The 25,866-nt window shown below is 65.0% G+C and carries 28 protein-coding genes and 2 tRNA genes; 18 read left to right on the top strand and 12 right to left on the bottom strand.

The features are described 5' to 3' along the window. Window positions 1-74: 74 nt before the first annotated feature. The 13 genes from ACOQPC_RS11675 (at window position 75) to ACOQPC_RS11615 (ending at window position 11,519) form a co-directional block, all read left to right on the top strand. Window positions 75-1,076, top strand: coding sequence for an NADPH:quinone oxidoreductase family protein (locus tag ACOQPC_RS11675; protein WP_420605898.1), 1,002 nt, complete (start codon window positions 75-77; stop codon window positions 1,074-1,076). Window positions 1,077-1,198: 122 nt separating this feature from the next. Beyond that, window positions 1,199-1,522 (top strand): DUF1476 domain-containing protein, encoded by a 324-nt coding sequence (locus ACOQPC_RS11670; RefSeq protein ID WP_420605897.1) that lies wholly within the window; start codon window positions 1,199-1,201, stop codon window positions 1,520-1,522. A gap of 12 nt (window positions 1,523-1,534) precedes the next feature. Beyond that, a complete protein-coding gene (locus ACOQPC_RS11665; protein ID WP_420605896.1) occupies window positions 1,535-1,807 on the top strand; it encodes a BolA/IbaG family iron-sulfur metabolism protein in 273 nt (90 codons plus the stop codon). Between the two features lie 3 nt (window positions 1,808-1,810). After that, entirely contained in the window at window positions 1,811-2,143 is a 333-nt protein-coding gene (grxD, locus tag ACOQPC_RS11660) for a Grx4 family monothiol glutaredoxin (protein ID WP_420605895.1), read from the top strand. A 127-nt stretch (window positions 2,144-2,270) separates the two neighbouring features. After that, the gene (locus ACOQPC_RS11655) at window positions 2,271-3,608 is read left to right on the top strand and encodes a glycosyltransferase (RefSeq protein WP_420605894.1); all 1,338 of its coding nucleotides are present in this window, start codon (window positions 2,271-2,273) and stop codon (window positions 3,606-3,608) included. Window positions 3,609-3,938: 330 nt separating this feature from the next. Next, window positions 3,939-4,808, top strand: a complete 870-nt coding sequence (locus tag ACOQPC_RS11650) for an MBL fold metallo-hydrolase (RefSeq protein WP_420605893.1) — start codon at window positions 3,939-3,941, stop codon at window positions 4,806-4,808. Then, complete coding sequence (locus tag ACOQPC_RS11645; RefSeq protein ID WP_420605892.1) at window positions 4,793-5,521, top strand: DUF4230 domain-containing protein; 729 nt, start codon at window positions 4,793-4,795, stop codon at window positions 5,519-5,521. Before ACOQPC_RS11650 ends, ACOQPC_RS11645 begins: the two co-directional genes overlap by 16 nt. 227 nt (window positions 5,522-5,748) lie before the next feature. Beyond that, the gene (gene nadA / locus ACOQPC_RS11640) at window positions 5,749-6,768 is read left to right on the top strand and encodes a quinolinate synthase NadA (protein ID WP_420605891.1); all 1,020 of its coding nucleotides are present in this window, start codon (window positions 5,749-5,751) and stop codon (window positions 6,766-6,768) included. Window positions 6,769-6,791: 23 nt separating this feature from the next. Further along, window positions 6,792-8,138, top strand: coding sequence for a DUF2254 domain-containing protein (locus ACOQPC_RS11635; RefSeq protein ID WP_420605890.1), 1,347 nt, complete (start codon window positions 6,792-6,794; stop codon window positions 8,136-8,138). An 11-nt stretch (window positions 8,139-8,149) separates the two neighbouring features. After that, entirely contained in the window at window positions 8,150-9,454 is a 1,305-nt protein-coding gene (locus ACOQPC_RS11630; RefSeq protein ID WP_420605889.1) for a DUF2254 family protein, read from the top strand. Between the two features lie 11 nt (window positions 9,455-9,465). Continuing rightward, a complete protein-coding gene (gene nadC / locus ACOQPC_RS11625; RefSeq protein WP_420605888.1) occupies window positions 9,466-10,302 on the top strand; it encodes a carboxylating nicotinate-nucleotide diphosphorylase in 837 nt (278 codons plus the stop codon). Window positions 10,303-10,355: 53 nt separating this feature from the next. After that, on the top strand, window positions 10,356-10,787 hold the full coding sequence (locus tag ACOQPC_RS11620) for a hypothetical protein (RefSeq protein ID WP_420605887.1): 432 nt from the start codon (window positions 10,356-10,358) through the stop codon (window positions 10,785-10,787). Further along, window positions 10,788-11,519 (top strand): ribonuclease T2 family protein, encoded by a 732-nt coding sequence (locus ACOQPC_RS11615; protein WP_420605886.1) that lies wholly within the window; start codon window positions 10,788-10,790, stop codon window positions 11,517-11,519. Between the two features lie 33 nt (window positions 11,520-11,552). Here ACOQPC_RS11615 and ACOQPC_RS11610 read toward each other — a convergent pair whose 3' ends face one another. The 3 genes from ACOQPC_RS11610 to ACOQPC_RS11600 form a co-directional block, all read right to left on the bottom strand. After that, on the bottom strand, window positions 11,553-11,975 hold the full coding sequence (locus ACOQPC_RS11610; protein ID WP_420605885.1) for a DUF4112 domain-containing protein: 423 nt from the start codon (window positions 11,973-11,975) through the stop codon (window positions 11,553-11,555). Window positions 11,976-12,013: 38 nt separating this feature from the next. Then, a complete protein-coding gene (locus ACOQPC_RS11605; RefSeq protein WP_420605884.1) occupies window positions 12,014-13,465 on the bottom strand; it encodes an ABC transporter substrate-binding protein in 1,452 nt (483 codons plus the stop codon). 276 nt (window positions 13,466-13,741) lie between these two features. Continuing rightward, window positions 13,742-13,826, bottom strand: a tRNA-Leu gene (locus tag ACOQPC_RS11600). Between the two features lie 93 nt (window positions 13,827-13,919). Here ACOQPC_RS11600 and ACOQPC_RS11595 point away from each other — a divergent pair. Together ACOQPC_RS11595 and ACOQPC_RS11590 are read left to right on the top strand one after the other, a co-directional pair. After that, window positions 13,920-14,849, top strand: a complete 930-nt coding sequence (locus ACOQPC_RS11595) for an ABC transporter ATP-binding protein (protein WP_420605883.1) — start codon at window positions 13,920-13,922, stop codon at window positions 14,847-14,849. After that, window positions 14,846-15,616, top strand: coding sequence for an ABC transporter permease (locus tag ACOQPC_RS11590; protein ID WP_420605882.1), 771 nt, complete (start codon window positions 14,846-14,848; stop codon window positions 15,614-15,616). The genes ACOQPC_RS11595 and ACOQPC_RS11590 overlap by 4 nt, the downstream gene beginning before the upstream one ends. A gap of 123 nt (window positions 15,617-15,739) precedes the next feature. Here ACOQPC_RS11590 and ACOQPC_RS11585 read toward each other — a convergent pair whose 3' ends face one another. From ACOQPC_RS11585 to aroA, 7 genes are all read right to left on the bottom strand, one after another. After that, a complete protein-coding gene (locus tag ACOQPC_RS11585) occupies window positions 15,740-16,039 on the bottom strand; it encodes a type II toxin-antitoxin system RelE/ParE family toxin (protein ID WP_420605881.1) in 300 nt (99 codons plus the stop codon). After that, window positions 16,036-16,293 carry a type II toxin-antitoxin system ParD family antitoxin gene (locus ACOQPC_RS11580; protein ID WP_420605880.1) on the bottom strand — a complete coding sequence of 86 codons (258 nt, stop codon included), beginning with the start codon at window positions 16,291-16,293 and terminating at the stop codon, window positions 16,036-16,038. The genes ACOQPC_RS11585 and ACOQPC_RS11580 overlap by 4 nt, the downstream gene beginning before the upstream one ends. A 157-nt stretch (window positions 16,294-16,450) precedes the next feature. Continuing rightward, window positions 16,451-16,732, bottom strand: coding sequence for an integration host factor subunit beta (locus ACOQPC_RS11575; RefSeq protein ID WP_420605879.1), 282 nt, complete (start codon window positions 16,730-16,732; stop codon window positions 16,451-16,453). A gap of 205 nt (window positions 16,733-16,937) precedes the next feature. After that, on the bottom strand, window positions 16,938-18,632 hold the full coding sequence (rpsA, locus tag ACOQPC_RS11570; RefSeq protein ID WP_420605878.1) for a 30S ribosomal protein S1: 1,695 nt from the start codon (window positions 18,630-18,632) through the stop codon (window positions 16,938-16,940). A 230-nt stretch (window positions 18,633-18,862) separates the two neighbouring features. Further along, window positions 18,863-19,492, bottom strand: a complete 630-nt coding sequence (gene cmk, locus ACOQPC_RS11565) for a (d)CMP kinase (protein ID WP_420605877.1) — start codon at window positions 19,490-19,492, stop codon at window positions 18,863-18,865. Then, entirely contained in the window at window positions 19,489-19,764 is a 276-nt protein-coding gene (locus tag ACOQPC_RS11560; RefSeq protein ID WP_420605876.1) for a CBU_0592 family membrane protein, read from the bottom strand. The genes cmk and ACOQPC_RS11560 overlap by 4 nt, the downstream gene beginning before the upstream one ends. Further along, window positions 19,761-21,089 carry a 3-phosphoshikimate 1-carboxyvinyltransferase gene (gene aroA, locus ACOQPC_RS11555; RefSeq protein WP_420605875.1) on the bottom strand — a complete coding sequence of 443 codons (1,329 nt, stop codon included), beginning with the start codon at window positions 21,087-21,089 and terminating at the stop codon, window positions 19,761-19,763. The genes ACOQPC_RS11560 and aroA overlap by 4 nt, the downstream gene beginning before the upstream one ends. A gap of 270 nt (window positions 21,090-21,359) precedes the next feature. Between aroA and ACOQPC_RS11550 the strand changes: the two genes are divergently transcribed. Continuing rightward, window positions 21,360-21,680, top strand: coding sequence for a TIGR02300 family protein (locus ACOQPC_RS11550; RefSeq protein ID WP_420605874.1), 321 nt, complete (start codon window positions 21,360-21,362; stop codon window positions 21,678-21,680). A gap of 402 nt (window positions 21,681-22,082) precedes the next feature. On the opposite strand, the gene ACOQPC_RS11545 is transcribed toward ACOQPC_RS11550, so the two are convergent. Then, window positions 22,083-22,158: transfer RNA gene (locus ACOQPC_RS11545), tRNA-Ala, on the bottom strand. Window positions 22,159-22,519: 361 nt separating this feature from the next. On the opposite strand from ACOQPC_RS11545, the gene ACOQPC_RS11540 reads away from it, so the two are divergent. Together ACOQPC_RS11540 and ACOQPC_RS11535 are read left to right on the top strand one after the other, a co-directional pair. After that, the gene (locus ACOQPC_RS11540) at window positions 22,520-23,692 is read left to right on the top strand and encodes an acetyl-CoA C-acetyltransferase (protein WP_420605873.1); all 1,173 of its coding nucleotides are present in this window, start codon (window positions 22,520-22,522) and stop codon (window positions 23,690-23,692) included. Window positions 23,693-23,821: 129 nt separating this feature from the next. Next, complete coding sequence (locus tag ACOQPC_RS11535) at window positions 23,822-24,604, top strand: SDR family NAD(P)-dependent oxidoreductase (RefSeq protein ID WP_420605872.1); 783 nt, start codon at window positions 23,822-23,824, stop codon at window positions 24,602-24,604. Window positions 24,605-24,608: 4 nt separating this feature from the next. Here the strand turns inward: ACOQPC_RS11535 and ACOQPC_RS11530 are convergent, their stop codons facing one another. Continuing rightward, the gene (locus tag ACOQPC_RS11530) at window positions 24,609-25,793 is read right to left on the bottom strand and encodes a CaiB/BaiF CoA transferase family protein (protein WP_420605871.1); all 1,185 of its coding nucleotides are present in this window, start codon (window positions 25,791-25,793) and stop codon (window positions 24,609-24,611) included. Window positions 25,794-25,866 lie beyond the last annotated feature (73 nt).

Genomic DNA, 25,866 nt, shown 5'->3' with positions numbered 1-25,866 from the left:
GCGAAGCTCCGTCTTGTGCTCACGCGCAGTCACGCTAAGTCAGTCTCAGCCATACCGATCACAGGAGATTGACCATGAAAGCCCTCATTTCGCGCGAAACCGGCGGACCCGAAACACTGGAATTCGGCGAATTGCCGGACGCCAAGCCGGGCAAGGGCGAAATTCTGATCGACGTGAAGGTCTGTTCTATCAACTTTCCCGATACGCTGATCATCGAGGACAAATATCAGATGAAGCCGCCTCGCCCGTTCGCGCCGGGTAGCGAGGTGGCGGGCACGGTCGCGCAGCTCGGCGAGGCTGTGGAAGGGTTTGCCGTGGGCGACCGGGTGATCACCGGCACCGGTTTCGGCGGGTTGGCGGAGCAGGCGATCGGGCGCGCGGCCAATTGCTACAAGCTGCCCGAGAAATTCCGCTTCGCCGAGGGTGCCTCGCTGCTGATGACCTACGGCACCTCGATCCATGCGCTCCAGGACCGCGGGCATATCGAGGCGGGGGATGAGGTGCTGGTGCTGGGCGCGGCAGGCGGCGTCGGCATTTCGGGCGTCGAGCTGGCCAAGGCGTTCGGCGCGCGCGTGGTCGCCGGCGTTTCGAGCGAGGAAAAGGCGGACATGGCGCGGGTGGCCGGGGCGGACGAAGTGGTGATCTACGGCCGCGCGCCGTTCGACAAGGATGCCAGTAAGGCGCTGGCTACCGCGTTCAAGGACGCCTGTGACAAAGACGGTTATGACATCGTCTACGACATCGTGGGCGGCGATTATTCGGAGCCCGCGGTGCGCGCGATCGGCTGGGAAGGGCGGTTTCTCGTTACCGGTTTTCCCGCCGGGATCGCGAAATTGCCGCTCAACCTGACGCTGCTGAAGAGCTGCGACGTGTGCGGCGTGTTCTGGGGGGCGTTCGCCGCGCGCGAACCCGAGCGCAACCGTGCCAATGTCGAGAAATTGTTCGAGCTGTGGGACGCCGGCAAGATCGCGCCGCCCGTGTCCGAGAGCTACGCGTTCGAGAACGCCGCCGAGGCGATCCGCAAGATCGGCGCGCGCGAAGCGGTGGGCAAGCTGGTGGTGACTGTATCCGAATAGGCCTTACGCCAGAACCCGTTCGTCCTGAGCTTGTCGAAGGACTGTTCTTTCTTGCCCAACAGAATTACAGGGCTTCGACGAGCTCAGCCCGAACGGGTTTTGGATGATTGGGGAAACATAATATGACCGATTTCAGGGATCGCGAAAAGGCATTTGAGAACAAATTTGCGCGCGACGAGGAGACGCAGTTCAAGGTGATGGCCCGCCGCAACCGGCTGCTCGGCGGCTGGGCGGCGGAGAAAATGGGTCTGACGCCCGAAGAGACCGAGGGCTATGCGCGCGAAGTCGTGCAGGCCGATTTCGAGGAAGCGGGCGACGACGACGTGTTGCGCAAAGTGCTCGGCGATCTTACCTCCGCCGGTATCGAAAGCGATGCGGCGGAGGTGCGCCAGGCGATGGACGAAAAACTCGTCGAGGCGCGCCGCCAGTTCATCGAAGGCAGTTGAAGGATCACCGACATGCCTATGGCAGCGGATGACATCGAACGCATGATCAAGGACGCGATTCCGGGCGCCACCGTCCGGATCGACGATTTGGCGGGCGATGGCGACCATTACGCCGCGCATGTCGAAGCGAGCAGCTTTCGAGGCATGAGCCGCGTCAAGCAGCACCAGGCGGTCTATGCCGCTCTGGGCGGCCGCATGGGCGGGGAGCTGCACGCGCTGCAGCTGACTACCGCGGTGCCCGAGGGCGAGCACAGCGCATCCGCCGCGAATTTCCAAGGAGACTGAGTGATGGCCGACGACGTAAGCACCCGTATCGACAGCATGGTCAAAGCCAAGGATGTGGTCCTGTTCATGAAAGGCACGCCGCTGTTCCCGCAATGCGGTTTTTCCAGCCGCGCCATCGCCATCCTCGATCATCTCGGCGTCGATTACGACAGCGTCGACGTGCTTCAGGACATGGAGGTCCGGCAGGGCATCAAGAGCTATTCGGACTGGCCGACCATCCCGCAGCTCTACGTCAAGGGCGATTTCGTCGGCGGATCGGATATCATGATGGAGATGTACGAGGACGGCGAGCTCAAGACGCTGATGGACGAGAAAGAGGTTGCCCGCGCGGAATAAGCGGGGCCTCGGCACCGAATAAGACACCGCGCCTTAAATGGGCCATAATTAGGTCGCTCACAGCGTTCTACATGGGACGATCAGCCAGGGCGGAGCGGGTTGGCCGACCATTTGCAGGGGCGAACCATTGCGATCGATTGACGGCCTGTTGTTGTGCGACGTGACGCAGGGATGGTCCGTGTCCGGCGGCGGCATCGGCAGCTATATCCGCCGCAAGCAGGCCTGGATTTCCCAGCATAGCGATGCGCGGCACCTGCTGGTGGTGCCCGGAGAGGAAGACCGCATCGTCGAGAACGGCCGTTTCCTGCGCGCCGAAATCCGCAGCCCTTCGCTCCCGCACTCGCCCAATTACCGCTTCCTGCTGCGCAACGGCGCGGCGCGCGCGGTGTTCGAGCAATACCGGCCCGATCTGATCGAGACGTTCGATCCGTACAATCTGCCCTGGTCGGCGCTGAAATATCGCAGGCGCAACCCCGCGACCACGGTGATCGCGGGTTATCATACCGATTTTCCGCGCGCGCATATCGGCGAATTCTTCCGCCATGATTTTCCCTGGTTCGGTTCCGGCATGCCAAGGCTTTCGGCGAGGATCGCGGACGCCTATTCGGGCCATCTCTACCGCCGGTTCGACCATGTCTTCGGGCTGGGCAGCGACAGCGTGAAGCGCCTGCGCGCGCTGGGCGTGAAGCATGTCGAGCGCATGCCGCTGGGCGCCGATCTCTCGCAGTTCAAGCCGGCGCGCCGCAACGTGGGCTTTCGCCGCTCGCTAGGCGTGGCCGACGATGCGCCGCTGCTGGTCTATGCCGGCCGGCTGGACCGCGAAAAGCGCGTGGCCAAGGTGTGGGAGGCGTTCAAGCTGCTGCCGCCCGAACTGGGCGCGCATCTGCTGATCCTGGGGCAGGGCAAGTGGCGCGACGAGCGCATCGCCGACGGCACCAACGGCGTGCTGCATATGCCGGGCTATCTCGACAATCGCGAGGCGCTGGGCGAGGCGCTGGCATCGTCCGACATCTATGTTTCGGCGCATCCCTACGAGACGTTCGGCATGTCGATCGTCGAGGCGCAGGCGGCGGGGCTGCCGATCGTCGGTGTGGACGGCGGCGCGATGATCGACCGCGTGCCCGAGGGAACCGGGCTGCTCGGTCCCGTCGACGATGCCGGCGCGATGGCCGCGAACATCCGCAAGATCTGGCATGGCAGCCGCGCCGCGATGGGCGAGGCGGGGCGCGCGCTGGTGACCGAGCGCTTCACCTGGGACCGCACGTTCGACACGCTGTTCAACCGCATCTACCCCCACGCCTTTGCCGCGCGCGACGAGCGCTTGGCGGCGCGCAAGAGCGGGCTGCTGGATATTGTCTCAAGAGGGGGGGCGTCGCGGGGACCGAGCGGCGCGAGACCAGAAAATAGCGGCCCGCCGGTCACCCGCGACATGGGGGGTGTTGAAGCACCTCATATGAAGCAGTGATCGTGCCAGTTTTCGATTGGCGCATGAAATTATGGGCTTGGATGGTTAAGTTTCGGTTTTCGGGCGACAGAGTGTAAAATCGACCGACAGTTCCAAGTGCTGTAGCCGGTTGCGTTTATGGGCATCACCCCCTGATGCATGTGCCTGTTTCGTCATGCCAGCGAAAGCTGGCATCTCTGGCGTCAAAGCGATCCGACCCGAGATCCCAGCTTTCGCTGGGGCGATGTTTGGCAGCCGGGTCGGCTGAAACGATCGCTGCCTTTTGCAACAGGCGCGTCTTTTTCCGCGCCATGCCTTCCGTTCGCGCGCCTTAACTGCCACATCGGCGCTATGACATGGCCCGACAGCATCCACGCCGGCGAGACCGAGCGGCTCGAACCGCTGGTCCGCCGCGTGCTCGCGCCCAATCCCTCGCCTTACACCTTCACCGGAACCCAGACCTGGCTGGTCGGCGCGGGCGGCGACATCGCGGTGATCGATCCCGGCCCTGCGGACGAAGCGCATATCGACGCGATCCTGCGCGCGGTGGGGGATGCCGAGGTCTCGGCGATCCTGTGCACACACACCCACCGCGATCACAGCCCCGGCTCGCGCCCGCTTGCCGCCTGCACCGGCGCGGCGATCATGGGCTGCGCGCCGCTGGTGCTGGCCGACGACGGGCCGCGCGCCGACGCCGCCTTTGATCCCGATTATGCGCCGGATCGGGTGATGGCCGACGGCGATATCATATCGGGCGATGGCTGGACGTTGGAGGCGGTGGCGACGCCCGGGCATACGTCGAACCACCTGTGCTTCGCGCTCACCGAAACCGGCGCGCTGTTCACCGGCGATCATGTGATGAAATGGTCGACCAGCGTGGTCAGCCCGCCCGACGGCGACATGGGCGATTATATGGCCAGCCTGAAGCGGCTCTACGACCGGGACGACCGGATCTACTATCCCGCCCACGGCCCCGCCGCGGAGAAACCGCGCCAGCTGGTGCGCGGCATGATGGGCCACCGCAAGGCGCGCGAGAAACAGATTCTCACGCTGCTGGAGCAAGGTCCGGAGCGCGTGCCGGCGATGGTCGATATCATGTACAAGGGCCTCGATCCGCGGCTCCACGGCGCCGCCGAGCGATCGGTGCTGGCGCATCTGATCGATCTGGAGAAGCGTGGGCTGGCGACGGGTTCGGAAGGGCAATCATGGAGCCAAGGATAAACACCAACGCGCCTTGGTTCCGTCCCGCGATCATTGGGTTTCTGGCTATCTGCGCGGCGCTGCTCGTCTGGCTGCTGTGGAGCAATTATACCGAGCGTTATGCGGTGACCGAGGAGGACAATGGCGCGGCCATCACCCGTTTGATCTCGGCGCGGATGTCCGGGGTCAGCCAGTTGAAGGTGGCCGAGCTCAGCGGTACGGTGCAGGCCAATGCCGAGGATGTGCGCGGTTTCGGGCTGCTGAAATCGAACCAGGTCGTCAAGATGCCGTACAGCGTCGGCTATTATGTCGATCTTTCGAAAGTCGGGCCCGGCGATCTCGAATGGGTGGAAGGATCGCGCACGCTGATCGTCAACGCGCCGGATGTCGCGGTGGAACGGGCGAATATCGACGAGAGCCGCCGCTCGCTGGTGCGGACCAACGGCCTGATCGTCACGCGCGAGGCGGCCGAGCAGCTCAGCCAGCGGACGTCGGCGGGCGCCGCGGCAAAGGTGGCGCGCGAGGCGCAATCGCCCGAGCGGCTGGCGCAGGCGCGTGAAAAGGCGCGGGGCGTGGTGGGACGCACGATGCGCCTGCCGCTGGACACGCTGGGCTATGGCGATGCGAGGGTGGTGGTGACCTTTCCGATCGAGCGGAATGCCCAGGCGCGCGACGCGGTGGACCTGAGCCGCCGACCCGAGGATGTGATCCGCGAACGACAACAGGCGCGTTAGGCCAAGACAACAGCTTTTGGTCACACCCGACACCCGACACCCGTTCGCCCTGAGCTTGTCGAAGGGCTGTCCTGTTTCCGCAAGCGGGGTGATGGAAGAAAGACAGTGCTTCGACAGGCTCGGCACGAACGGTTCTTGAAGCTTGCGTTTCTGGTCTTGCGCATCCCGCAAAGCCTTGATGGAACGCGTTTCGGCGCTCACATGTTGTTTCAGCGAAAGGGCAATTCATGAACGCACTGACAAAGCCGCGCGAGAGTTTCGTCGGCGTGGACATCCGCGCCGAGATCGATCGGCTGCGCACCGATCGCAACGCCGTCATCCTCGCGCATTATTATCAGAAGCCCGAAATCCAGGACCTCGCCGATTTCGTCGGCGATTCGCTGGAATTATCGAAAAAGGCCGCGGAAACCGACGCCGACGTCATCGCCTTTTGCGGCGTCAAGTTCATGGCCGAGACGGCCAAGATCCTCTCGCCCGAAAAGACCGTGATCCTGCCGGACATGAACGCCGGTTGCAGCCTGGAGGACAGCTGCCCGCCCGAAAAGTTCGCCGAATTCCGCCGCCAGCATCCCGATCATATCGCGCTCACCTACATCAATTGCTCGGCCGCGGTGAAGGCGCTGTCGGACGTGATCGTCACCAGCAGCAGCGCCGAAACGATCATCCAGCAAATTCCCGAAAGCCAGAAGATTATCTTCGGGCCGGACCGCCATCTGGGCGGCTATCTCAACCGCAAGTTCGGCCGCGACATGCTGCTGTGGCCGGGCGTGTGCATCGTCCACGAGGCGTTCAGCGAGACCGAGCTCTTGAAGCTGAAGGCGCAGCATCCCGGCGCGCCGATCGCCGCGCATCCCGAATGTCCGCCGACGATCATCGAACATGCCGACCATGTCGGCTCGACCAGCTCGATCCTGCAATTTTGCAAGGAAACGGACAGCGACACGGTGATCGTGGCGACCGAACCGCATATCATTCATCAGATGGAAAAGGCGGTGCCCGGCAAGACCTTCATCGGCGCGCCCGGCGCGGACGGCAACTGCAACTGCAATATCTGCCCCTATATGGCGCTGAACACGCTGGAAAAGCTGTATGTGGCGCTGCGCGACCTGAAGCCCGCGATCGAGCTGGACGAGGATATGCGGCTGAAGGCGAAGAAAAGTCTCGACCGGATGCTCGAAATGGCGAGCGGCACCGTCGGTAAGGGCGATCTCGGCGCCATGGGCCTTCAGCCGGCGCCGCAGGGCTGAGACGGGCCTGAGGGGGCAGAGCGATGCGTGCGTGGCTTCGCCATACGGCGATCAATTTGCGCGGCAGCTACTGGTTTCTGCCGGCGTTGCTGACGCTGTCCGCACTGGTGCTGTCGATCCTGACCTGGTGGATCGACATGAGGATCGGCAGCAACTGGACCGATCGGATAAGCTTCATTCGCGCGACCAAGCCGGAAGGCGCTCGCTCGCTGCTGTCCACGATCGCAGGCTCGACCATCGGCGTGGCCGGCACGGTGTTTTCGATCACCATCGCCGCGGTGGTCTATGCCTCGGGCAGCTATGGCCCGCGCCTGCTCACAAATTTCATGAACGACCGCGGCAACCAGTTCACGCTGGGCATTTTCATCGCCACCTTCGTCTATTCGCTGATGATCCTGCGCATCATCCGGCTGCCCGACAATACCGGTCTGTTCGGCACGCCCACCGGCGAATTCGTACCGCAGATCTCGATGTTGGTGGCGCTCGCGCTATCGCTGATGTCGGTCGCGGTGCTGGTCTATTTCCTCCACCACGTGCCCCACAGCATCCAGATCAACCATGTCGTCGCGGACATCGGGCGCAATGCCATCAAGGCGATCGAAAAGCGCTATCCGGACCCGCATGACGGGGCCGACTGGATCGACCGCGACGTGCGCATCGGCGAGGCGGTCTCAAGTCGCAAGACCGGTTATATCGAGGTGATCGATTACGATACGCTCGGCCGGATCGCAGAGCGCCAGGGTGCGACGGTGCGGCTGGCCGTGCGCGCGGGCGATTTCGTCCATCCCGGCGTGGCGCTGCTCTGGGTCGAGGGGACGATCGGCGAGGATATCCCGGGTTCGCTGCGCAGCGCCTTTGCCGTGGGGACCAGCCGCACGCAGTCGCAAGACATCGAGTTCGCGATCGACGAACTGGTCGAGATCGGTCTGCGCGCGCTGTCTCCCGGGATCAACGATCCGTTCACCGCGATCACCTGCATGCATTGGCTTTCGGCGGTACTGACCTCGCTCGCCGACCGCGATCTGGACCGGGACGCGGACGGCCGCCAATATGGCGAGGACGGCGTCTATTGCCTGGCCGACGATTTTGACCATTATGTGCAGCGCAGCTTCGGTTCGCTCCGTGCCAGCGCGGCGGCGAACGATCTCGCCGCAAAGCTGTTCGTCGATGCGATGGGGTCGGTCATGCTGATGGCCCACCGGCACGGGCGCGACGAACCGTGCCGGATGCAGGTGCGCCGCCTGATCGAACAGGCGCGCGAGGCGCTGAAAGGCCCGGCGCTCTACGAGCTCGAAAAGCGCAGCGTCGCGCTGCTGGACAATGAACGCCGCCCGCCGTTCGGCAGCACCAGCGGTCACGATCTGGCCTGATCGCCATGCGGATGAGGAACCCGAGCCGCTCCCCGATCCGCTGGCTGATCGCGCTGGTGCTGGGCAGCTTCTGGTTCCTGCCCGCGCTCATTCTGACAGCCGCGATCTTGCTGGCCGGGCTGCTGCTGCATTTCGATGCCACCGGGCTGTCCGCCCGGATCGGCGAGCAGGACTGGCCGTTGGCGATGGCGGGCAAGAGCGCACAGGCGCTGGCGAGCGTGTTGGTCGGGCTGCACGCGGCGCTGGTCACGCTCTATTTCTCGATCACGCTGCTGGTGCTCACGATCGCGGCGAGCAATCTCGGCGTGCGGCTGATCGACCGGTGGATCGGGCGCGGCGTGACGCGCTTCACGCTGGGGCTGTTGCTGGGCGGGCTGGGCTGGTCGCTCGTGACGCTGTGGGCGATCGATCCGGACGCCAGCGGGGCACCGGTCGCGCGTGGCACGCTGACCGCGCTGCTCGGTTACACCATAGTGGTGATCGGCTGGCTGGCGGCGGCGCTGCACGATCTGGGCCGCGCGATCCACGTCGACACCGCGATCGCCCGGCTGGGGGAGGAGGGCAGCGAGGACCTCAGTTTCTTCCAAGAGACCGAACCCGGCGATGCGCCCGATTTCACTGGGCCGTCGTTCCTGGCGCGGCGCGAGGGTTATATCGAGGGGATCGATTTCGACGAGATACTCGAACAAGCGGTGCGGCGCGGGCAGCGTCTGCGGCTCGATGTCGGCGTCGGCCGCTATGTCATGAAGGGGGAGCAGCTCGGCCGGTTCGAGGACGGCTGCGATCCGGAAAGCTGCGCGCTGATCGCGCGCCAATACTCCTATGGCGATTTTCGCGCCAACGCGCAGGGCGTGGTGTTCCAGATCAGGCTGCTGGTCGAGATCGCCGCGCGCGCCTTGTCGCCCGCAGTTAATGATTTCTATACCGGACTTGCCTGCTGCGACCGGCTGGGCCTGATCCTGGCGGCGCAGGCCAGGGACGCCCGTCCTCCCGGCTGGATAGGCGGGCGCCTCTATCTGGTCGATCATGAGTTCAAAGGGCTGTTCGGCCATCCGCTTTCCGCATTTCGCGAGGCCGCGGCGACCTATCCCAGCGTCGCCATCCGCATGATCGAAATATACGGCCGCGCTGCCGCGCTGCATCCGGCCGAGGACGTGTTGCCATCGGTACGCGAGACGATCGTCCGCTGGGCGCGTGAGATGCGCGATCATGCGCTCATCCATGCCGAGCTGGAACGCGACCGGATCGAACTGCGCGCGGCCTATGACAAGGCGCTGGCCGCCGCCGCCGTTGATACAGCCGGTGCAGGCGGCTAGACCCCGCGAACATGATCGACAATTTCAACCTCGACACCTTCGTGACCGCTGTCTTGGAGGAGGATTTGCTCGGCAGGAGCGATGTCACGTCCGAAGCCGTGATTCCCGCCGATACCCGCTTTCGCGCGGCGATGGACAGCCGGGACGATGCGGTGGTTGCGGGCATGGCCATTGCCGAGGCGTTCTTCCGGCGGCTCGATCCTGACGTCGTGCTGGAACGCCAGGTCGAGGACGGCGCGCATGTGCCCGCTGGCACCGATCTGCTCTATCTGACCGGCAAGGCGCGCGCGATGCTGACCGCCGAACGGTCCGCGCTCAACACATTGCAGCACCTCACCGGCATCGCCACGATGACGCGGGCCTATGTCGATGCGATCGCGGGCACCGGCTGCATCCTGCTCGATACGCGCAAGACCATCCCCGGCCTGCGCGCGCTAGAGAAATACGCCACGCGCACGGGCGGCGCGCGCAACCACCGCATGGGGCTGTGGGACGCGGCGATGATCAAGGACAATCATGTCGCGGTGGCGGGCGGCGTGGCGACCGCGGTGAAACGCGCGGTCGATGCCGGGATCGCGGATATCATCGTCGAGGTCGACCGGATCGACCAGATCGCGCCCGCGCTGGACGCCGGCGCCACGCATCTGCTGCTCGACAATATGGACGTGGGCGCGCTGCGCGAGGCGGCGGCGCTGGTCGATGGCCGCGTGGCGACCGAAGCCTCGGGCGGCGTCACGCTGGAGACGATCCGCGCCAAGGCGGCAACGGGCGTGACTTACATTTCGGTCGGGCGGCTCACCCAATCCGCACCGGCCGCCGATATCGGGCTCGATTACGCGGCGGCTTGATTGCCTGGGGGTTTCGGGGCAGGCAGGCGCGTCAGGGAAACAGGGGGGGCCATATGCGTCCTGCATCGATCAAGAAGTTCGAAATCGCGTATCTGGCCAACCTGATCGTCGGGGCGGTCGGAACGATTTTCAACTGGGACGTCACGCTCGAGCAATTTCAGGCTGGCGCGGGTGCCGCGCTGAGCCCGATGATATTGATCGCGATCCTCGTCGTGGCCTACGCAATCTCGCTGCTGCTCTGGTATTTCGTCGCGCGCCGGGCGAGCAATATCGCCAAGTGGATCGTGGTCGTGTTCACCTTGTTCGGCCTGATCGGGCTACCCGCCTTTTTCGTCGGCGCGTTCAGCCTGGTCAAAGGTATCGGCCTGCTCTCGCTCCTGTTGAGCGTCACCGCGGTGATCTTTCTGTTCATGCCCGACGCGCGTCTCTGGTTCGCCGGGTACGGTAATGACGATCCGGAAACGCTGAACGAAACCTTCGAATAGATGCGCCCGGGCTGCGCGATCGGCCTCGCCGGTCTGGTGCCGGCCGCCGCCGCTTTGCTGACCGCCGCGCCCGCGTTTGCACAGGGCTGGCAGTGCCGGCCGCCGGTCACGCTCCCGCGCAGCGAGGCCGCGCCGCGCGCGTCGAATGAGCCGGTCCGCCGCGTTGCGCTGGGCGGTTACACGCTCGCGCTGATCTGGTCGCCCGAATATTGCCGCCTCCGCCAGTCGAGCGCGCGCGACGCGCTGCAATGCTCGGCGGCGCGGATCGGCGATTTCGGCTTCACGCTGCACGGGCTCTGGCCGGAAGGACGCGGGCAGGCACTGTGGCCGCAATATTGCCGCTCGGTCGATGCGGTGCCGCCAAAGACCTTGCGCGCCAATATCTGCCGCACGCCGTCGGTCAGCCTGATGAACCATGAATGGGCCAGGCATGGCAGCTGCATGACGCGTACGCCAGGCGCCTATTTCCGGGCCTCGCGCGTGTTGTTCGATGCGCTGATCTTTCCCGACATGGACCGGCTGAGCCGCAGCGAACCGACCGCCGCCGCTGTGCGTGGGGCGATCGCCGATGCCAATCCGGGACTGGCGGCCGATGCGGTACGATTGCAGCTCAACGAACGCGGCTGGTTGACCGAGGTCAGGCTGTGTCTGGGGTTGAAGTTTCGTGCTGCGGCTTGCCCAACGCGCAGTCTGAAAGACGAAACACCGGTAAAAATCTGGCGCGGCGGCTAAAAATCCTCCCCGGAACGGGGAGGAGCTTTTTCCTCACCCCTCCAGCGTCACCGTCTCGGGATGATGTTTGTCGAGATGCTTTCTGATGACCTTGAGGTTCATCGAGTTCGAGCGCCACAGGAAATCGAACGCATCGCCCAGCAGGGGCACCGCGCCGATCAGCGTGTCGATCCCCAGATTGCCGGCCATGCGGAACAGATGGAATTTCGACATGCCGAGGTTGCGCGCCTCCCAGATGATATAGGCGCCCATCCCGGCGGTGATGATGTCGCCGACCACCGGCACCAGGCCGACGATCGAATCGAGCCCGACGCGGCGGTTGATGCCGGGGATCACGAACATGCCCTCGAGCAGCTTCTCCATCGCCTCGACGCGCTGGCGGATCGCTCGCGGATCGCGCGCGGCCGGGCCGATGAGATCGCTCATCCGATCGAATTGTTCGCTGCCGACTTTCATAATATTCGTTCCTCCATGGGCCAACCGGGCCTCCATGATCAGGAGGTGGGACCACCCCCCAGATATTGCAACAGATGCCAGCCACGCGGATTGGCGGCGTGGCCCTCGATGCCTGGACGTACTAATGAAAAGCGCAGCGGCGTCGCCAGCGGGATATAGGCCGCGTCCGCCTGCACCAGCGCCGCGGCATCGCGCAGCAGGCGGCCGCGTTCGGCCAGCGTGGGCGCGTCCAGGGCGGCGGCGATGCCGCGCTCCGCCTCCTCGTTGCACAGGCGCGTGGCCGGGCAGGTCAGCCGCGCCAGATACCAGATCGGCCCGTCATAATCGGCGACCTGATCGATCAGCCGCAGATCCGCATCGGCGTCGGGCTTTACGCGCTTCGCCTCCAGCCCGATGGCGGCGAGATCGGCGGCGAGGCGCGCGAACAGGATGCGCCCGCCCGCGCCGCCGGGCATGGCGATGCGCAGCGGCGCGGGCGGTTCGTGCTGGTCCCGCCAGGCGGCGACGCGGCGCGCGGCCTCGGTGCGGCGGCCCTCCAGGTTCGCGGCGGTCCATGCCGGCGGTTCGATGATCTCGGCGCCGAACAGCCCCTCGGGCCACGGCGTCTCCGCCTCGGTCCATTCCGCGCGGTCGAAGTCGGCCGGCAAGGCGCTGCGGTCGATCGCCATCGCGATCGCCTCGCGGTTGTCCGGCATGGACAGGAACGGGCTGCGCTCCACCACCATCAGTCCGAACAGCCCGGCGGTGGGATCGACGCTGACCGCGGCCGCATCCAGCCGCGCGGCGGCGAGCAGCGGCAGATCCTGGAACCGTCCGCCCTCCACCACATCCGCCGCGCCCGCGACGTAGGCGGCGATGGCGTTGGCGGCGCTTCGCCCGCGCAGCAGAATCCGGGGCTCCACGCGTTCCTCGCGGCCGTCCTTCAGCGCGAAGCTGCGGTGCATCAGTTCATAGGCTTCGCTCTCGCGCGTCGCGCGCATCGGGCCGGAGCCGGCGCGGCCGCGCACGATGCCGAATTCGGGCTGGGCGAGCAGTTCTAGCAGATGGGGGCGCGGCTGCTTGAGCCGGATCTCCAGCACATGCTCGGTGATCGCGTTGACGTCGGACACCAGCGCCAGGTCCTCGGCAAACCCGCCGCGCCTGAGTTCGCCGAGCCGCCGGCGCAGGATATCGGCGACCTGCCGTGCGGTCACCGTGCCGCCGCCGTTCCACCGCGCGTCGCCGATACGGAAGATGTAGCTCAGTCCGTCCTCGCTCGCGATCCAGCGTTCGGCTAGACCGGGATAGATGCGCCCCTGCGCGTCGAACGCGACCAGCCCCCGGGCGGTGGCCGCGCGCAGCAGTCCCGCGGTTTCGCCGAGCGGCAGGCGGCCGATATTGAAGTCCGCCTCGCCCCGATCGATCGCGGCGATCGCGATGCTGTCATTGTCCACGCCGCCGCCGCAACCGGCGAGCGCGGCGAGGAGCAGAAGAGGAGCGGCGATACGCATGGCGACGCTATGCGACTTGGGGGCGGGTGTCGCCAAGGGGTAATTGGGCGATCGTCCGTTACACGGTTCTGCCACTCGTTAAGCCGGCGCAAGCTGGCGCGCCATCCGTCCCAACTGTTCGTCATGCCAGCGAAAGCTGGCATCTCGGGCCTCGTGGCTATGCCGCCTGAGACCCCAGCCTTCGCCGGGGTGACGGACTCAGGGTTCAAGCTTCTGCCGGATGGCACGCCAGTCACCGCAGGTTGCGCTGAGCCACCCTCGCTTGCGCTCGGAAACTGGTGCGGACGGCGGGACTCGAACCCGCACTGCACTGGGCAAGCGGATTTTAAGTCCGCAGCGTCTACCATTCCGCCACGTCCGCACGTGGGTTTGTGCCGCCCGAATGGCGCGACAAGGCCCGCCGCGTCAAGATGCCTATGAACGCGCGCGCCGACGCGCTAGAGGCGCTGGCGATATGGCCATTCTCGAAATCCGGGGTCTCACCAAGACCTATGCCAGCGGCACCGCCGCCCTGTCCGATATCGATCTGAGCATCGACAAGGGCGAGATTTTCGCGCTGCTCGGCCCCAACGGCGCGGGCAAGACGACGATGATCGGCATTATCTGCGGGTTGGTGACGCCCAGCGGCGGCACGGTGACCGTGGACGGCGAGGATTTCCGCAAATCCTACCGACGTGTGCGCCGCAAGATCGGGCTGGTGCCGCAGGAACTGCACACCGATGCGTTCGAACAGGTGATCCACACCATCACCTTCAGCCGCGCTTTGTTCGGCAAGCCCGCCGATGCCGCGTTCATCGAGCAGCTGCTGCGCGACCTGTCTTTGTGGGACAAGCGCCACGCGCAGGTGCAGGAGCTGTCGGGCGGCATGAAGCGCCGCCTGATGATCGCCAAGGCGCTGAGCCACGAACCCGATATTCTGTTCCTCGACGAGCCGACCGCGGGCGTCGACGTCGAGCTGCGCCGCGATATGTGGCGCATGGTCGGGTCCTTACGCGAGCGCGGCGTGACCATTATCCTCACCACCCATTATATCGAGGAGGCCGAAGAAATGGCCGACCGCGTGGGCGTGATCGACGGCGGCAAGCTGATCCTGGTCGAGGAGAAACACGCGCTGATGCAGAAGCTCGGCAAGAAGCGGCTGACGCTCAATCTCGACGAGCCGCTGGAGGCGATCCCCGCCGAACTGGACCGCTGGGCGCTGCAGCTGGCCGGAGAGGGCCGCGAGCTGGTCTACGAGTTCGACGCCAAGGCGGACAAGACCGGTGTGCCGTCGCTGCTGCGCCGCGTCAGCGATCTCGGCATCGGGTTCAGCGATCTGGGCACGCGGCAGAGTTCGCTCGAGGATATCTTCGTCGAACTCGTCCACAAGGAAGCCGCGGCATGAGCGACAACAATCTGCGCGGCGTCTGGGCGATCTACAAGTTCGAGCTGGCCCGCTTCCGCCGCACCTTCTGGACCAGCCTGGTGCTGCCGGTGCTCACCACCGCGCTGTATTTCATCGTCTTCGGTTCGGCGATCGGCAGCCGCATGGGGGAGGTGGGCAATGTGTCCTACGGCGCGTTCATCGTGCCCGGCCTCATCATGCTGTCGATGTTCACCGAGAGCATCGGCAATTCCAGCTTCGGCATCTACATGCCCAAATGGACCGGCACGATCTACGAGCTGTTATCCTCCCCGCTCAGCGCGTTCGAGACGGTGCTGGCCTATGTCGGCGCGGCGGCGACCAAATCGGTGATCATCGGCCTGATCATCCTGGCGACCAGCACCTTTTTCATTCAGCCGCGCGTGGACCATCCGGTGCTGATGCTGGGCATGATGATCCTGATCGCCATCGCCTTCTGCCTGTTCGGCTTCATCATCGGGATCTGGGCGAAGAATTTCGAGCAGCTGCAGGTGATCCCGCTGCTCGTCGTCTATCCGCTCACCTTTCTGGGCGGCGCGTTCTACAGCATCACCATGCTGCCGCCCTTCTGGCAGACGCTGACCCTGTTCAACCCGGTGGTCTACCTGATCAGCGGCTTCCGCTGGACCTTCTTCGGCGAGGGCGACGTGTCGATCGGCGTGAGCATGGGAGCGCTGGCTTTGTTCCTGACGCTGTGCCTGGCGGTGATCTTCTGGATGTTCCGCACGGGCTATCGGCTGAAGAGCTGAGGGGCCCTGTCGGTGGGAAGCGGTCATTGACCTGGACGAACTTCTCGCCGGATTGTCGGCGTATCTGACGTTGCGCGATATCCCTTTCCCGTCCGCGACCGGATCGATAGCTACCGAGAAATATCAGGATGAGGACAGGATCGGTTCGTAATCGCGGCGGCCGTGCAGTACATGTATGACGGTAAGCGACCCCGCCTTGAACCGATAAAAAATCAGGTAATTTCCGTGCGCGCGGCGTCTGATTCCATCCGACTCATAACGAGGGACCAAAGGAAATCCCTCGGGCAAATCGGCAAGTTCGAGGCATTTGGTCCGAAGCTCCTGCACGAAGCTCAGCGCACGCGTCGGATCGTCGCGCGCGATATAGTCGCCGATAGCTTCCATATCGTGCCCGGCCTCGGCCGATATATGGACGATTATCACGCCGATGGGCGTGATAACGCGCGGTACTTTTCTTCAAGCCGGTCAAAGACTTCGTCGGCAGGGCTGGTTCGGTCCTCTTCGGCATCAGCCAGACCTCGGGCGATCGAGGCGTCGAGCGCCGCGAGGCGCGTTTCACGGTCCTGAACGAGACGAACGCCTTCGCGCAGCACTTCGCTTTTCGAATTATACCGGCCCGTATCGACGAGGGCGGAGACGAAGGTTTCGAGCTGTTGTCCCAAATCGGCGCTGATCATGTGTCGGTCTCGCGTTTGATAGCGCGTTAATTTATCAACTATTATTAAAATTGAAAGTCTGCAAAAAGCCGCTTGTCCGCTTCGGCTCTGGGAAGCAATTGTTCGGCGTCCGCTGCGGCGGATTACAGCTTGAAATGCAGAATATAAGCGATTCCGCTCACGCCTCGTTCAATTTCTCGCGGATTTCCTTGCCCGGCTTGAAATAGGGCACGCGCTTGGCCGGGACCTCGACGGTCTCGCCGGTGCGCGGGTTGCGGCCCTTGCGCGGATCGCGCTCGCGGGTCGAGAAGGCCCCGAAACCGCGCAGTTCGACGCGTCCGCCATCGGCCAGCCGCTGGACGATCTGGTGGAAGAACAGGTCGACGATCTTTTCCACCTCCTGCGCCTTCAGGCCGGGGTTCTCGTCTTCCAGTTTCTTGATCAGTTCCGATCTGATCATCGTCGGCACCTCCGAGCGCCAAGGGGCAGGCCAAATCGCGCATTTCCTACCATGGATTGGCGCCACCGCAATGCTTCCCCCGTGGGAATGTCATACAGCAAACACCGCCCGCCGTCTAAACCTATATCGGGCTAACATACCGTAAACAAACAACGGCCCGCCTTCCGGTGGGAGGGCGGGCCGTGTCGGTCGTTCCAATTCGGGATCAGTCTTCTTTTTTCTTCAGCGCTTCGCCGAGGATATCGCCGAGCGAGGCGCCCGAGTCGGTCGAACCATATTGCTCGACGGCCTGTTTCTCCTCGGACAGCTGCAGCGCCTTGATCGAGAAATTGGGCTTCTTCGAACGGTCGAAACCGGTGACCATGGCGTCGAACTTCTGGCCGACCTGGAAGCGGTCGGGGCGCTGCTCGTCGCGGTCGCGGCCGAGATCGCTGCGCTTGATGAATCCGGTGGCGCCGTCCTCGCCCGCCTGGACCTCCAGCCCGCCGTCGCGCACTTCGAGCACGGTGACGGTGGTGGTGGTGCCGCGGCGCAGACCCTCGCCGGCGCCGGCCTGGGGGGCGCCGCGCTCGAGTTGCTTGATGCCCAGCGAGATACGCTCCTTCTCGGCGTCGACGTCGAGCACGACCGCCTGCACCGTCTCGCCCTTGCGGTGGAGATGCAGCGCGTCCTCGCCGGAAATGCCCCAGGCGATGTCGGACATGTGGACCATGCCGTCGACATCGCCGTCGAGGCCGACGAACAGGCCGAATTCGGTGGCGTTCTTGACCTCGCCCTCGACCGTGGCGCCGACCGGATATTTTTCGGCAAAGTCGTCCCACGGATTGCCCTGCGCCTGCTTGATGCCGAGCGAGATGCGGCGCTTTTCGGTGTCGACCTCGAGCACGACCACTTCGACTTCCTGGCTGGTCGAGACGATCTTGCCGGGATGGACGTTCTTCTTGGTCCAGCTCATCTCGGAGACGTGGACCAGCCCCTCGATGCCAGGCTCCAGCTCCACGAAGGCGCCATATTCGGTGATGTTGGTGACGGTGCCGTCGAGCTTCATGCCCTCCGGATATTTCGCCACCGCGCCGTCCCAGGGATCGGCCTCGAGCTGCTTCATGCCCAGGCTGATGCGCTGCGTCTCGCGGTTGATGCGGATCACCTGCACCTTCACCGTATCGCCGATGTTGAGGATTTCGGTCGGGTGGTTGACCCGCTTGTAGCTCATGTCGGTGACGTGGAGCAGGCCGTCGATCCCGCCCAGGTCGACGAACGCGCCATAATCGGTGATGTTCTTGACCACACCCTCGATCACCTGGCCCTCGACCAGCGACTGGATCAGGCCCGAACGCTGCTCGGCGCGGGTTTCTTCCAGGATGGCGCGGCGCGAAACCACGATATTGCCGCGGCGGCGGTCCATCTTGAGGATCACGAAAGGCTGCGGAATGTCCATCAGCGGGGTGACGTCGCGCACCGGGCGCACGTCGACTTGGCTGCCGGGCAGGAACGCCACGGCACCGCCGAGATCGACGGTGAAGCCGCCCTTGACGCGGCCGAAGATGGTGCCCTCGACGCGTGCGCTCTGGTCATATTCGGCTTCCAGCTTGTCCCAGGCGGCTTCGCGGCGGGCGCGGTCGCGGCTGAGCATCGCCTCGCCCTGCGCGTTCTCGACGCGGTCGACATAGACCTCGACTTCGTCGCCGACGGAAATTTCGGCCTTCTGGCCGGGGCTCGCGAATTCGCGCAGCGGCACGCGGCCTTCGGACTTCAGGCCCACGTCGATCACGGCGAGATCGTTCTCGATGCCGGTGACGGTGCCTTTGACCACGCGGCCTTCGAAGCCTTGGTCCGCGGGGAGGGTTTCTTCGAGCATGGCCGCGAAATCGTCGCGGGTCGGGTTTGCCATTGAGGCCATAAAGGGTAGATCCTTGTTCAACATTTTGCTGGCCAGCCGGTTGAATCCGGCGGTCTTCGGCCAAACTGCCGCCCGCGCCGGTTGCGTCGAACGGCGTCCTTCGGGCGGTGATCTGGGACGAAACGAAAGCCGAGGGCGCGCGCCGCGAGGGCGTTTTCCCAAAACCAAAAAGGCACGCCAGGCAGCCTCTCAAGAGAGGGCGCCGCGCACCTTTTCATGAACGGGCCGGATTAGAACCGGCTCTCTATCCTTCGCTCCACCAGGGCGATCGCCTGCCGGACGGCTGCGTCTATAGTGAGATCGGAGGTATCGAGCAAGAGCGCATCGTCGGCGGGTCGGAGCGGCGCGGCGGCGCGGCCGGTATCGCGCGCGTCGCGGGCGGCGAGATCGGTCTCGATCGCGGCGAGCGTCACGGTCTCGCCGCGCCCGCGCATCTCCTCGAACCGCCGCCGCGCGCGCGCCGAGACCGATGCGGTAACGTAGAGCTTGGCGTCGGCATGGGGTGCGATTACCGTCCCGATATCGCGCCCGTCGAGCACCGCGCCGCCGGGCTGGTCCGCGAAGGCCACCTGCCGGTCGAACAGCGCCTGGCGCACTTTCGAATGCGCCGAGACCTTGCTGGCAAAGCCGCCGACCCGCTCGGTCCGCAGCGCCGGATCGGCGAGTAGCGCATCAGGAAAATCGACATGCGCCAAGGCCGTCGCCTCGTCGTCCGCATCGCCGTCGGCCCGCGCCACGCCGAAACCGACGGCGCGGTAAAGCAGGCCGGTGTCGAGCACCGGCAGTCCGAAATGCGCCGCGAGCCGGCGCGCGATGGTGCCCTTGCCCGAAGCGGTGGGTCCGTCGACCGCGATGATCATGGCGCGGGCTCCGCCGGCACCCTGGGCGTGCGTAGCGCCTTGACGATGCCGAAGAGCGCGATGATCATCCACACGATTTCCAGCACCATCGTCGGAAGATTATAGTTCACCGTCAGCGAGATCGCGAGCAGCGCCGCGCCCACGAAGTTGACCGCGTTGAACGCCAGCAGGTTCATCCGCTTCGCCATGTTGCTGTAGGCAAAGGCGGCGACGATGCAGAAGCTGCCGGCGAAGCCGATCATGTCGGCGGCGAACGAGCTGATCCCCATCATGCGCCTGCTCCCGCCCGGCGCAGCATCGCCTCGAACCCCGGAAAGCTGGTCTGCACCGGATGCATGTCGTCCACCTCGATCCCGTCCCGGCAATGCAGCCCCGCGACCGCGAAACTCATCGCGATCCGGTGGTCGAGCGCGCTGGCGACGGGATGGCAGGAGCCCGGCAGCATATCGCCGCCGGTTCCGTCGATGACCAGCCCGTCGGCGGCTTCCTCGGCCCGCGCGCCGATCTCGGCAAGCCCCGCCGCCATCACCGCGAGCCGGTCCGATTCCTTTACGCGCAGTTCGTCGAGCCCGCTGGTGCGCGTGCGCCCATGCGCGAAGGCGGCGGCGACGAACAGGGCCGGAAACTCGTCGATCATGCTCGGCGCGATGTCCGGCGGCACGTCGATGCCGGTGAGCGCGCTGTGCCGCACGTGAAGGTCGGCCACCGGTTCGCCGCCGACTTCGCGTTCGTTCGACATTTCAATGGCGCCGCCCATGCCTTGCAGCACGCCGATCAGCCCGGCGCGCGTGGGGTTCATACCGATGCCGGTCAGCGTGACATCGGAACCCGGCACGATCAGCGCGGCGACGATGAAAAAGGCGGCCGAGGAGGGATCGCCGGGCACGGCGATGTCCTGCGGTTGCAAGTCCGCTTCGCCGGTGATCGAGATCACGCGTGCGCCATCGGTATCGCGCTCGACCGAGATATCCGCGCCGAAACCCTTGAGCATGCGCTCGCTATGATCGCGCGTCGCGACCGGTTCGATCACGCGGGTGATGCCGGGCGTGTTGAGCCCCGCCAGCAGCACCGCCGATTTCACCTGCGCGGAGGCGACCGGCAGGCGGTATTCGATCGGTATGGCGGGGACTATGCCGCGCACCATCGCGGGCAAGGTGCCGCCGGGCGAGGCGCTGATGTCCGCGCCCATCAGCCGCAGCGGATCGATCACGCGGCCCATCGGCCGGTGGCTGAGCGAGGCGTCGCCGGTAAAGGTGCAGGTGATCGCATGGCTCGCGACCAGCCCCATCAGCAGCCGCGTCGAGGTGCCGCTGTTGCCCATGTCGAGGGCGCCTGCCGGCTGCATCAGCCCGCCGACGCCCACGCCGTGGACGGTCCAGGCGCCGTCTCCGCCGCGCTCGATATCCGCGCCCATCGCACGCATCGCCGCGGCGGTGGCGAGCACATCTTCGCCTTCCAGCAGCCCCTCGATCCTGCTTTCTCCGATCGCCAGCGCGCTCAGCATCAGCGCGCGGTGCGAGATGCTCTTGTCGCCCGGAACGGAGATCGTGCCGGTCAATGGGCCGCGCGGGGCGAAGCGGGTGGGGGCGGTGGTCATGCTGTGGCCGTGCTTCGCTTCGGTCCGCGCGCCTGTCAACGACCGGCCTTGAGGAAATTCGTCGTTGCGAGGCCGCAGGCCGCGGCAATCCAGGGTCATAGCAGCGCTGTATCCGCCCTGGATTGCTTCGTCGCCTCCGGCTCCTCGCAATGACGGAACGGGGCTTGCCAAAGCGCCCTTGTCATTTAAGAGCGCGCTCGCCAATTAGACATTTACCTAACCCGCGATCCCGCGCGGCCATATCTTCACGACCAAAGGAAAGCGAGCCACATGGCCAAAGCCGAATGGGGACATAAACGCACCTGCCCGAACTGCGGCACGCGCTTCTTCGATCTGGGCAAGGACGATCCCGTCGAGTGCATCGAATGCGGTGAGAAATGGGAGCCCGAGCCCGTCCTGAAATCCAAGCAGCCGGTTCCTTACGAGGAAAAGAGCAAGAAGAAGGAAAAAGAGGAAGAGGCCGACGACGATCTCGACATCGATGTCGACGAGGTCGATTCGGACGATACGCCAGACAGCGACGTCGACCTCGGCGACGGCGACGATCTCGGCGTCAAGAAGGCCGACGACGACGACGACAAGGACGAGTAGGCGTAGCGGGGTTTTTCAAGCCCAGCGTCAGTGCCAGGAAAGCGAAGCGCCGGGCTTGAGGGTCCGGCGTTTGGATGTCTGGAAGGCTTTCCTGGATCGGTATGCCGAACGCAGTCTGGCAAGAATGGGAAACGCTGTCCCGCCGCGCCCACTCCTTCGTCATGCCAGCGAAAGCTGGCATCTCTGGCGTCAACGCGATCCGGCCGGAGACCCCAGCTTTCGCTGGGGTGACGGGATGGTTGGTGATGTGGGTCGTGCTGCTGGTATCGAAACGGCAGGTTTGCGCGCCGCGATGCATCGAAAAGTGCAGCCCTTCGACAGGCTCAGGGCGAACGGGTGTGGGGAATAGTCGAACCCCTGACCTCTAATATGCCCTGCGTAGGGCTCTGCGCGATGTAAGGGTGGTGGAGCCGAGGGGAATCGAACCCCTGACCTCTACAATGCCATTGTAGCGCTCTCCCAACTGAGCTACGGCCCCGCGCGCCGCGATTCTGGCGGCTATGTCCTTGGGAGCGACGCCTCTACTCTGCGCAGCCTTTGCATGGCAAGCCGGAAATTGCACGAGACGCAAAACCAGTATCTCCGCGCTGTCCTACAAGGGGCGCGATATGCTATGGTGCTAATGATGCTGCTGGTACGCGCTTCGGGTATGCGCCTCGTTTGATCGACGGGGCGGCGCTTATTGCGAACGCTTTTTTAAAAAAAGCGGGATTGGCGACAAGTTTGACAAGTTAAGGAGCGACGAATCGCGCGGTTGCGCATTGACGTGAACGTAAAGCGGCCCCTAGGTTGCGGAGCGAGACCCGAATTCGCGAAACCGTCGATCGCAGGAGAGCTCCATGCCCGAAGCCTATATCGTAGACGCCGTACGCACCGCCGGCGGCAAGCGCGGCGGCAGGCTGTCGGGCGTGCATCCGGTCGATCTGGGCGCCTATGTGCTGGACCATCTGGTCGAGCGCACGGGCATCGATTCCAAGGCGATCGAGGACGTGGTCACCGGCTGCGTGATGCAGGGCGGCGAGCAGGCGGTGCATGTCGGGCGCAACGCGGTGCTCGCCTCGAAACTGCCCGAATCGGTGCCGTCCGTGACGATCGACCGGCAGTGCGGCAGCTCGCAGCAGGCGATGCAGTTCGCCGCGCAAGCGGTGATGAGCGGCACGCAGGACATGGTCATCGCCAACGGTATCGAATCGATGACCCGCGTGCCGATGGGCTCGACCGCCTCGCTCTACATGAAGGAGGGGATGGGCAACTATAAGAGCCCCCGGCTGGAAGAGGCTTATCCGGAGGTCATGTTCAGCCAGTTCATGGGCGCCGAGATGATCGCCAGGAAGCACGGGTTCGACAAGGAGCAACTCGATCGCTTCGCGCTGTCGAGCCATGAAAAAGCGGCCGAGGCCAGCAGGAGCGGCATGTTCGACCGGGAGATCGTCGGCATCGAAGTGGAGACTCCCGAAGGCGAGGTCTGCCATGATGTCGATGAGGGCATCCGCTTCGACGCGACGCTGGAAGGCATCCGGTCGGTCAAGACGCTGCAGGACGGCGGCATGATCTCGGCCGCCAACGCCAGCCAGATCTGTGACGGTTCGTCCGCCGTGCTGATCGTGTCCGAGCGGGCGCTGAGGGACCACGGCCTGACGCCGCGCGCGCGCATCCACAATCTCACCATCACCGCCGGCGATCCGGTCATCATGCTGGAAGAGCCGCTGTTCGCCACCGACAAGGCATTGGAGCGCGCCGGGCTCAAGATCGGCGACATCGACCTGTATGAGGTCAACGAGGCGTTCGCGCCGGTGCCGCTGGCCTGGCTCAAGCATGTCGGCGCGGACCCGGCCCGGCTCAACGTCCATGGCGGCGCGATCGCGCTCGGCCATCCGCTCGGCGCATCGGGCACCAAGCTGATGGCGACGCTGCTCAACGCGCTCGAACGGACCGGCGGGAAATACGGCCTGCAGACGATGTGCGAGGGCGGCGGCCAAGCCAACGTCACCATCATCGAGCGGCTGGGCTGAGCCTGCCCTCATATTCGCTGTCATTCCGGGCTTGACCCGGAATCCAGAGCCCAACGGCAGTGCCATCCGACCCTGGGTCCCGGATCAAGTCCGGGATAACGCTTCAATTCAGGAATTAGGAGAAATCACATGATCATCAACGACCAAATCGCAGCCGTCGTCACCGGCGGCGCGTCCGGCCTCGGCGCCGCCACCGCGCGGCTTTTGGCATCGAAGGGTGCAAAAGTGACCATATTCGACATGAACGTGGAGAAGGGCGAGGCGGTCGCCGGCGAAATCGGCGGGGTGTTCTGCAAGGTCAATGTCACCAGCGACGAGGATGTCGACGCCGGCTTCGCCAAGGCGCGCGAGGCGCATGGGCAGGAGCGCGTGCTCGTCAACTGCGCGGGCGTGGGCAACGCGATCAAGACGGTCAAGCGCGACAAGGAAACCGGCGAGATCAAGGAATTTCCGGTGAGCGCGTTCGACTGGGTGGTGCAGATCAACCTCGTCGGCACCTTCCGCTGCATCACCAAATCGGCCGCGGGCATGCTGACGCTCGATCCGCTGGAGGACGGCGACCGCGGGGCGATCGTCAACACCGCCAGCGTCGCGGCCGAGGACGGGCAGATCGGCCAGGCGGCCTATTCCGCGTCCAAGGGCGGCGTCGTCGGCATGACGCTGCCGATCGCGCGCGACCTGATGAACGAGGCGATCCGCGTGAACACCATCCTGCCGGGCATCTTCGACACGCCGCTGCTCCAGGCCGCGCCGCAGAACGTCAAGGACGCGCTGGCCGCCTCGGTGCCGTTTCCCAAGCGCCTCGGCATGCCGGACGAATATGCGCAGCTCGCGCTGACCATGATCGAGAACGGCTATTTCAACGGCGAGGACGTGCGCCTGGATGGCGGCATAAGAATGGCGCCGCGCTGACGGGCTAAGGCCCGCCCTTGATCTCGGCGTCGTGCTCGCCGAGCCGGGGGGGGTCGGCATAGGTGTTGGCGGGGGTTTTCGCGAACGTCACCGGATGGCGCATCGAGCGATAGGCGCCCATATGCTCGCCCTCGCGGTGCTGGAAGAAGCCGGTCGCGGTCAGATGTTCCTCGGTCAGCATGTCGTCCATGCGGTTGTAACGCATGGCCGGGATGTGGTGCTCGTCGAGCAGGGCCATCCATTCGCCGGTGGTCTTGGTCGCCGCCACTTCCTCGATGAGAGCGTAGAGTTCGGCGGTATGCTCGGTGCGGCGCGGGTAGGTGGCGAAGCGTTCGTCCTCCATCGTACCGGGGCGCCCGCCGAGTTCGAAGAACTTGGCCCATTGCCGGTCCGAATAGGGCATGATGCCGATATAGCCGTCGCTGGTCGGATAGGGCCGGCGGCGCGGGTTGATGCTGCGGGTGTAGCCGAGCTTGCCGTCGCCCTCCGCAAAGGTCGCGCCGTAGAGATTCTCCGCCATGTTGAACCAAGTGAAGCTCTCGAACATCGGCACCTGCACGAACTGCCCCTCGCCGGTGCGCTCGCGGTGGAGCAGGGCGGCGAGCGCCGCGTTGCTGGCGAACAGCCCCACCGTCTTGTCGGCGATCAGGGATGGGGCATAGGCCGGCCGCCCGCCGTCGCGTTCCTCGAACAGCGCGGCGAAGCCCGTGGCGCCCTGGATCAGGTCGTCGTAGGCTTGGCGGTGTTCGTGCGGACCCCCCGCGCCGAAGCCCGCGCAGTGGACGTAGACGATGCCCGGATTGATCGCCTTCACCGCCGCGTAATCGAAGCCGAGCCGTTTCATGCCGGCCATGCGGACGTTGTGGAAGAATATATCGGCATCGGCGATCAGCTGGGTCAGGACGCGCTTGCCCTCTGCCTTGTTGACATTGAGCTCCAAGCCCTTCTTGTTGCGGTTGAGCGCGGCGAAGATCGGCCCCAGATCGCCGGTCGGAGACCAGCCGGCATAGCGCATCACGTCGCCCGGCGTGTTGCCCTCGCGGTGCTCGATCTTGATCACCTCGGCGCCCATGTCGGCCAGCAGCAGCGTCGCCATGGGGCCCAGGACCACGGTGGACATATCGACCACCTTGATGCCCTTGAGCGGGCCGGTCGGTTCGCTGTCCCAGTGGAGTTTCGGCCAGGGCATCAGAAGGTGCCTATTCCATTTTCGTCATCCCGGACTTGATTCGGGATCCAGGGCGAGATGGAACTGCCGCTGG

Source organism: Novosphingopyxis sp. (genome assembly GCF_965218915.1).
Lineage (GTDB): Bacteria > Pseudomonadota > Alphaproteobacteria > Sphingomonadales > Sphingomonadaceae > Novosphingopyxis.
This window is presented reverse-complemented; position numbering and strand designations above follow the sequence as displayed.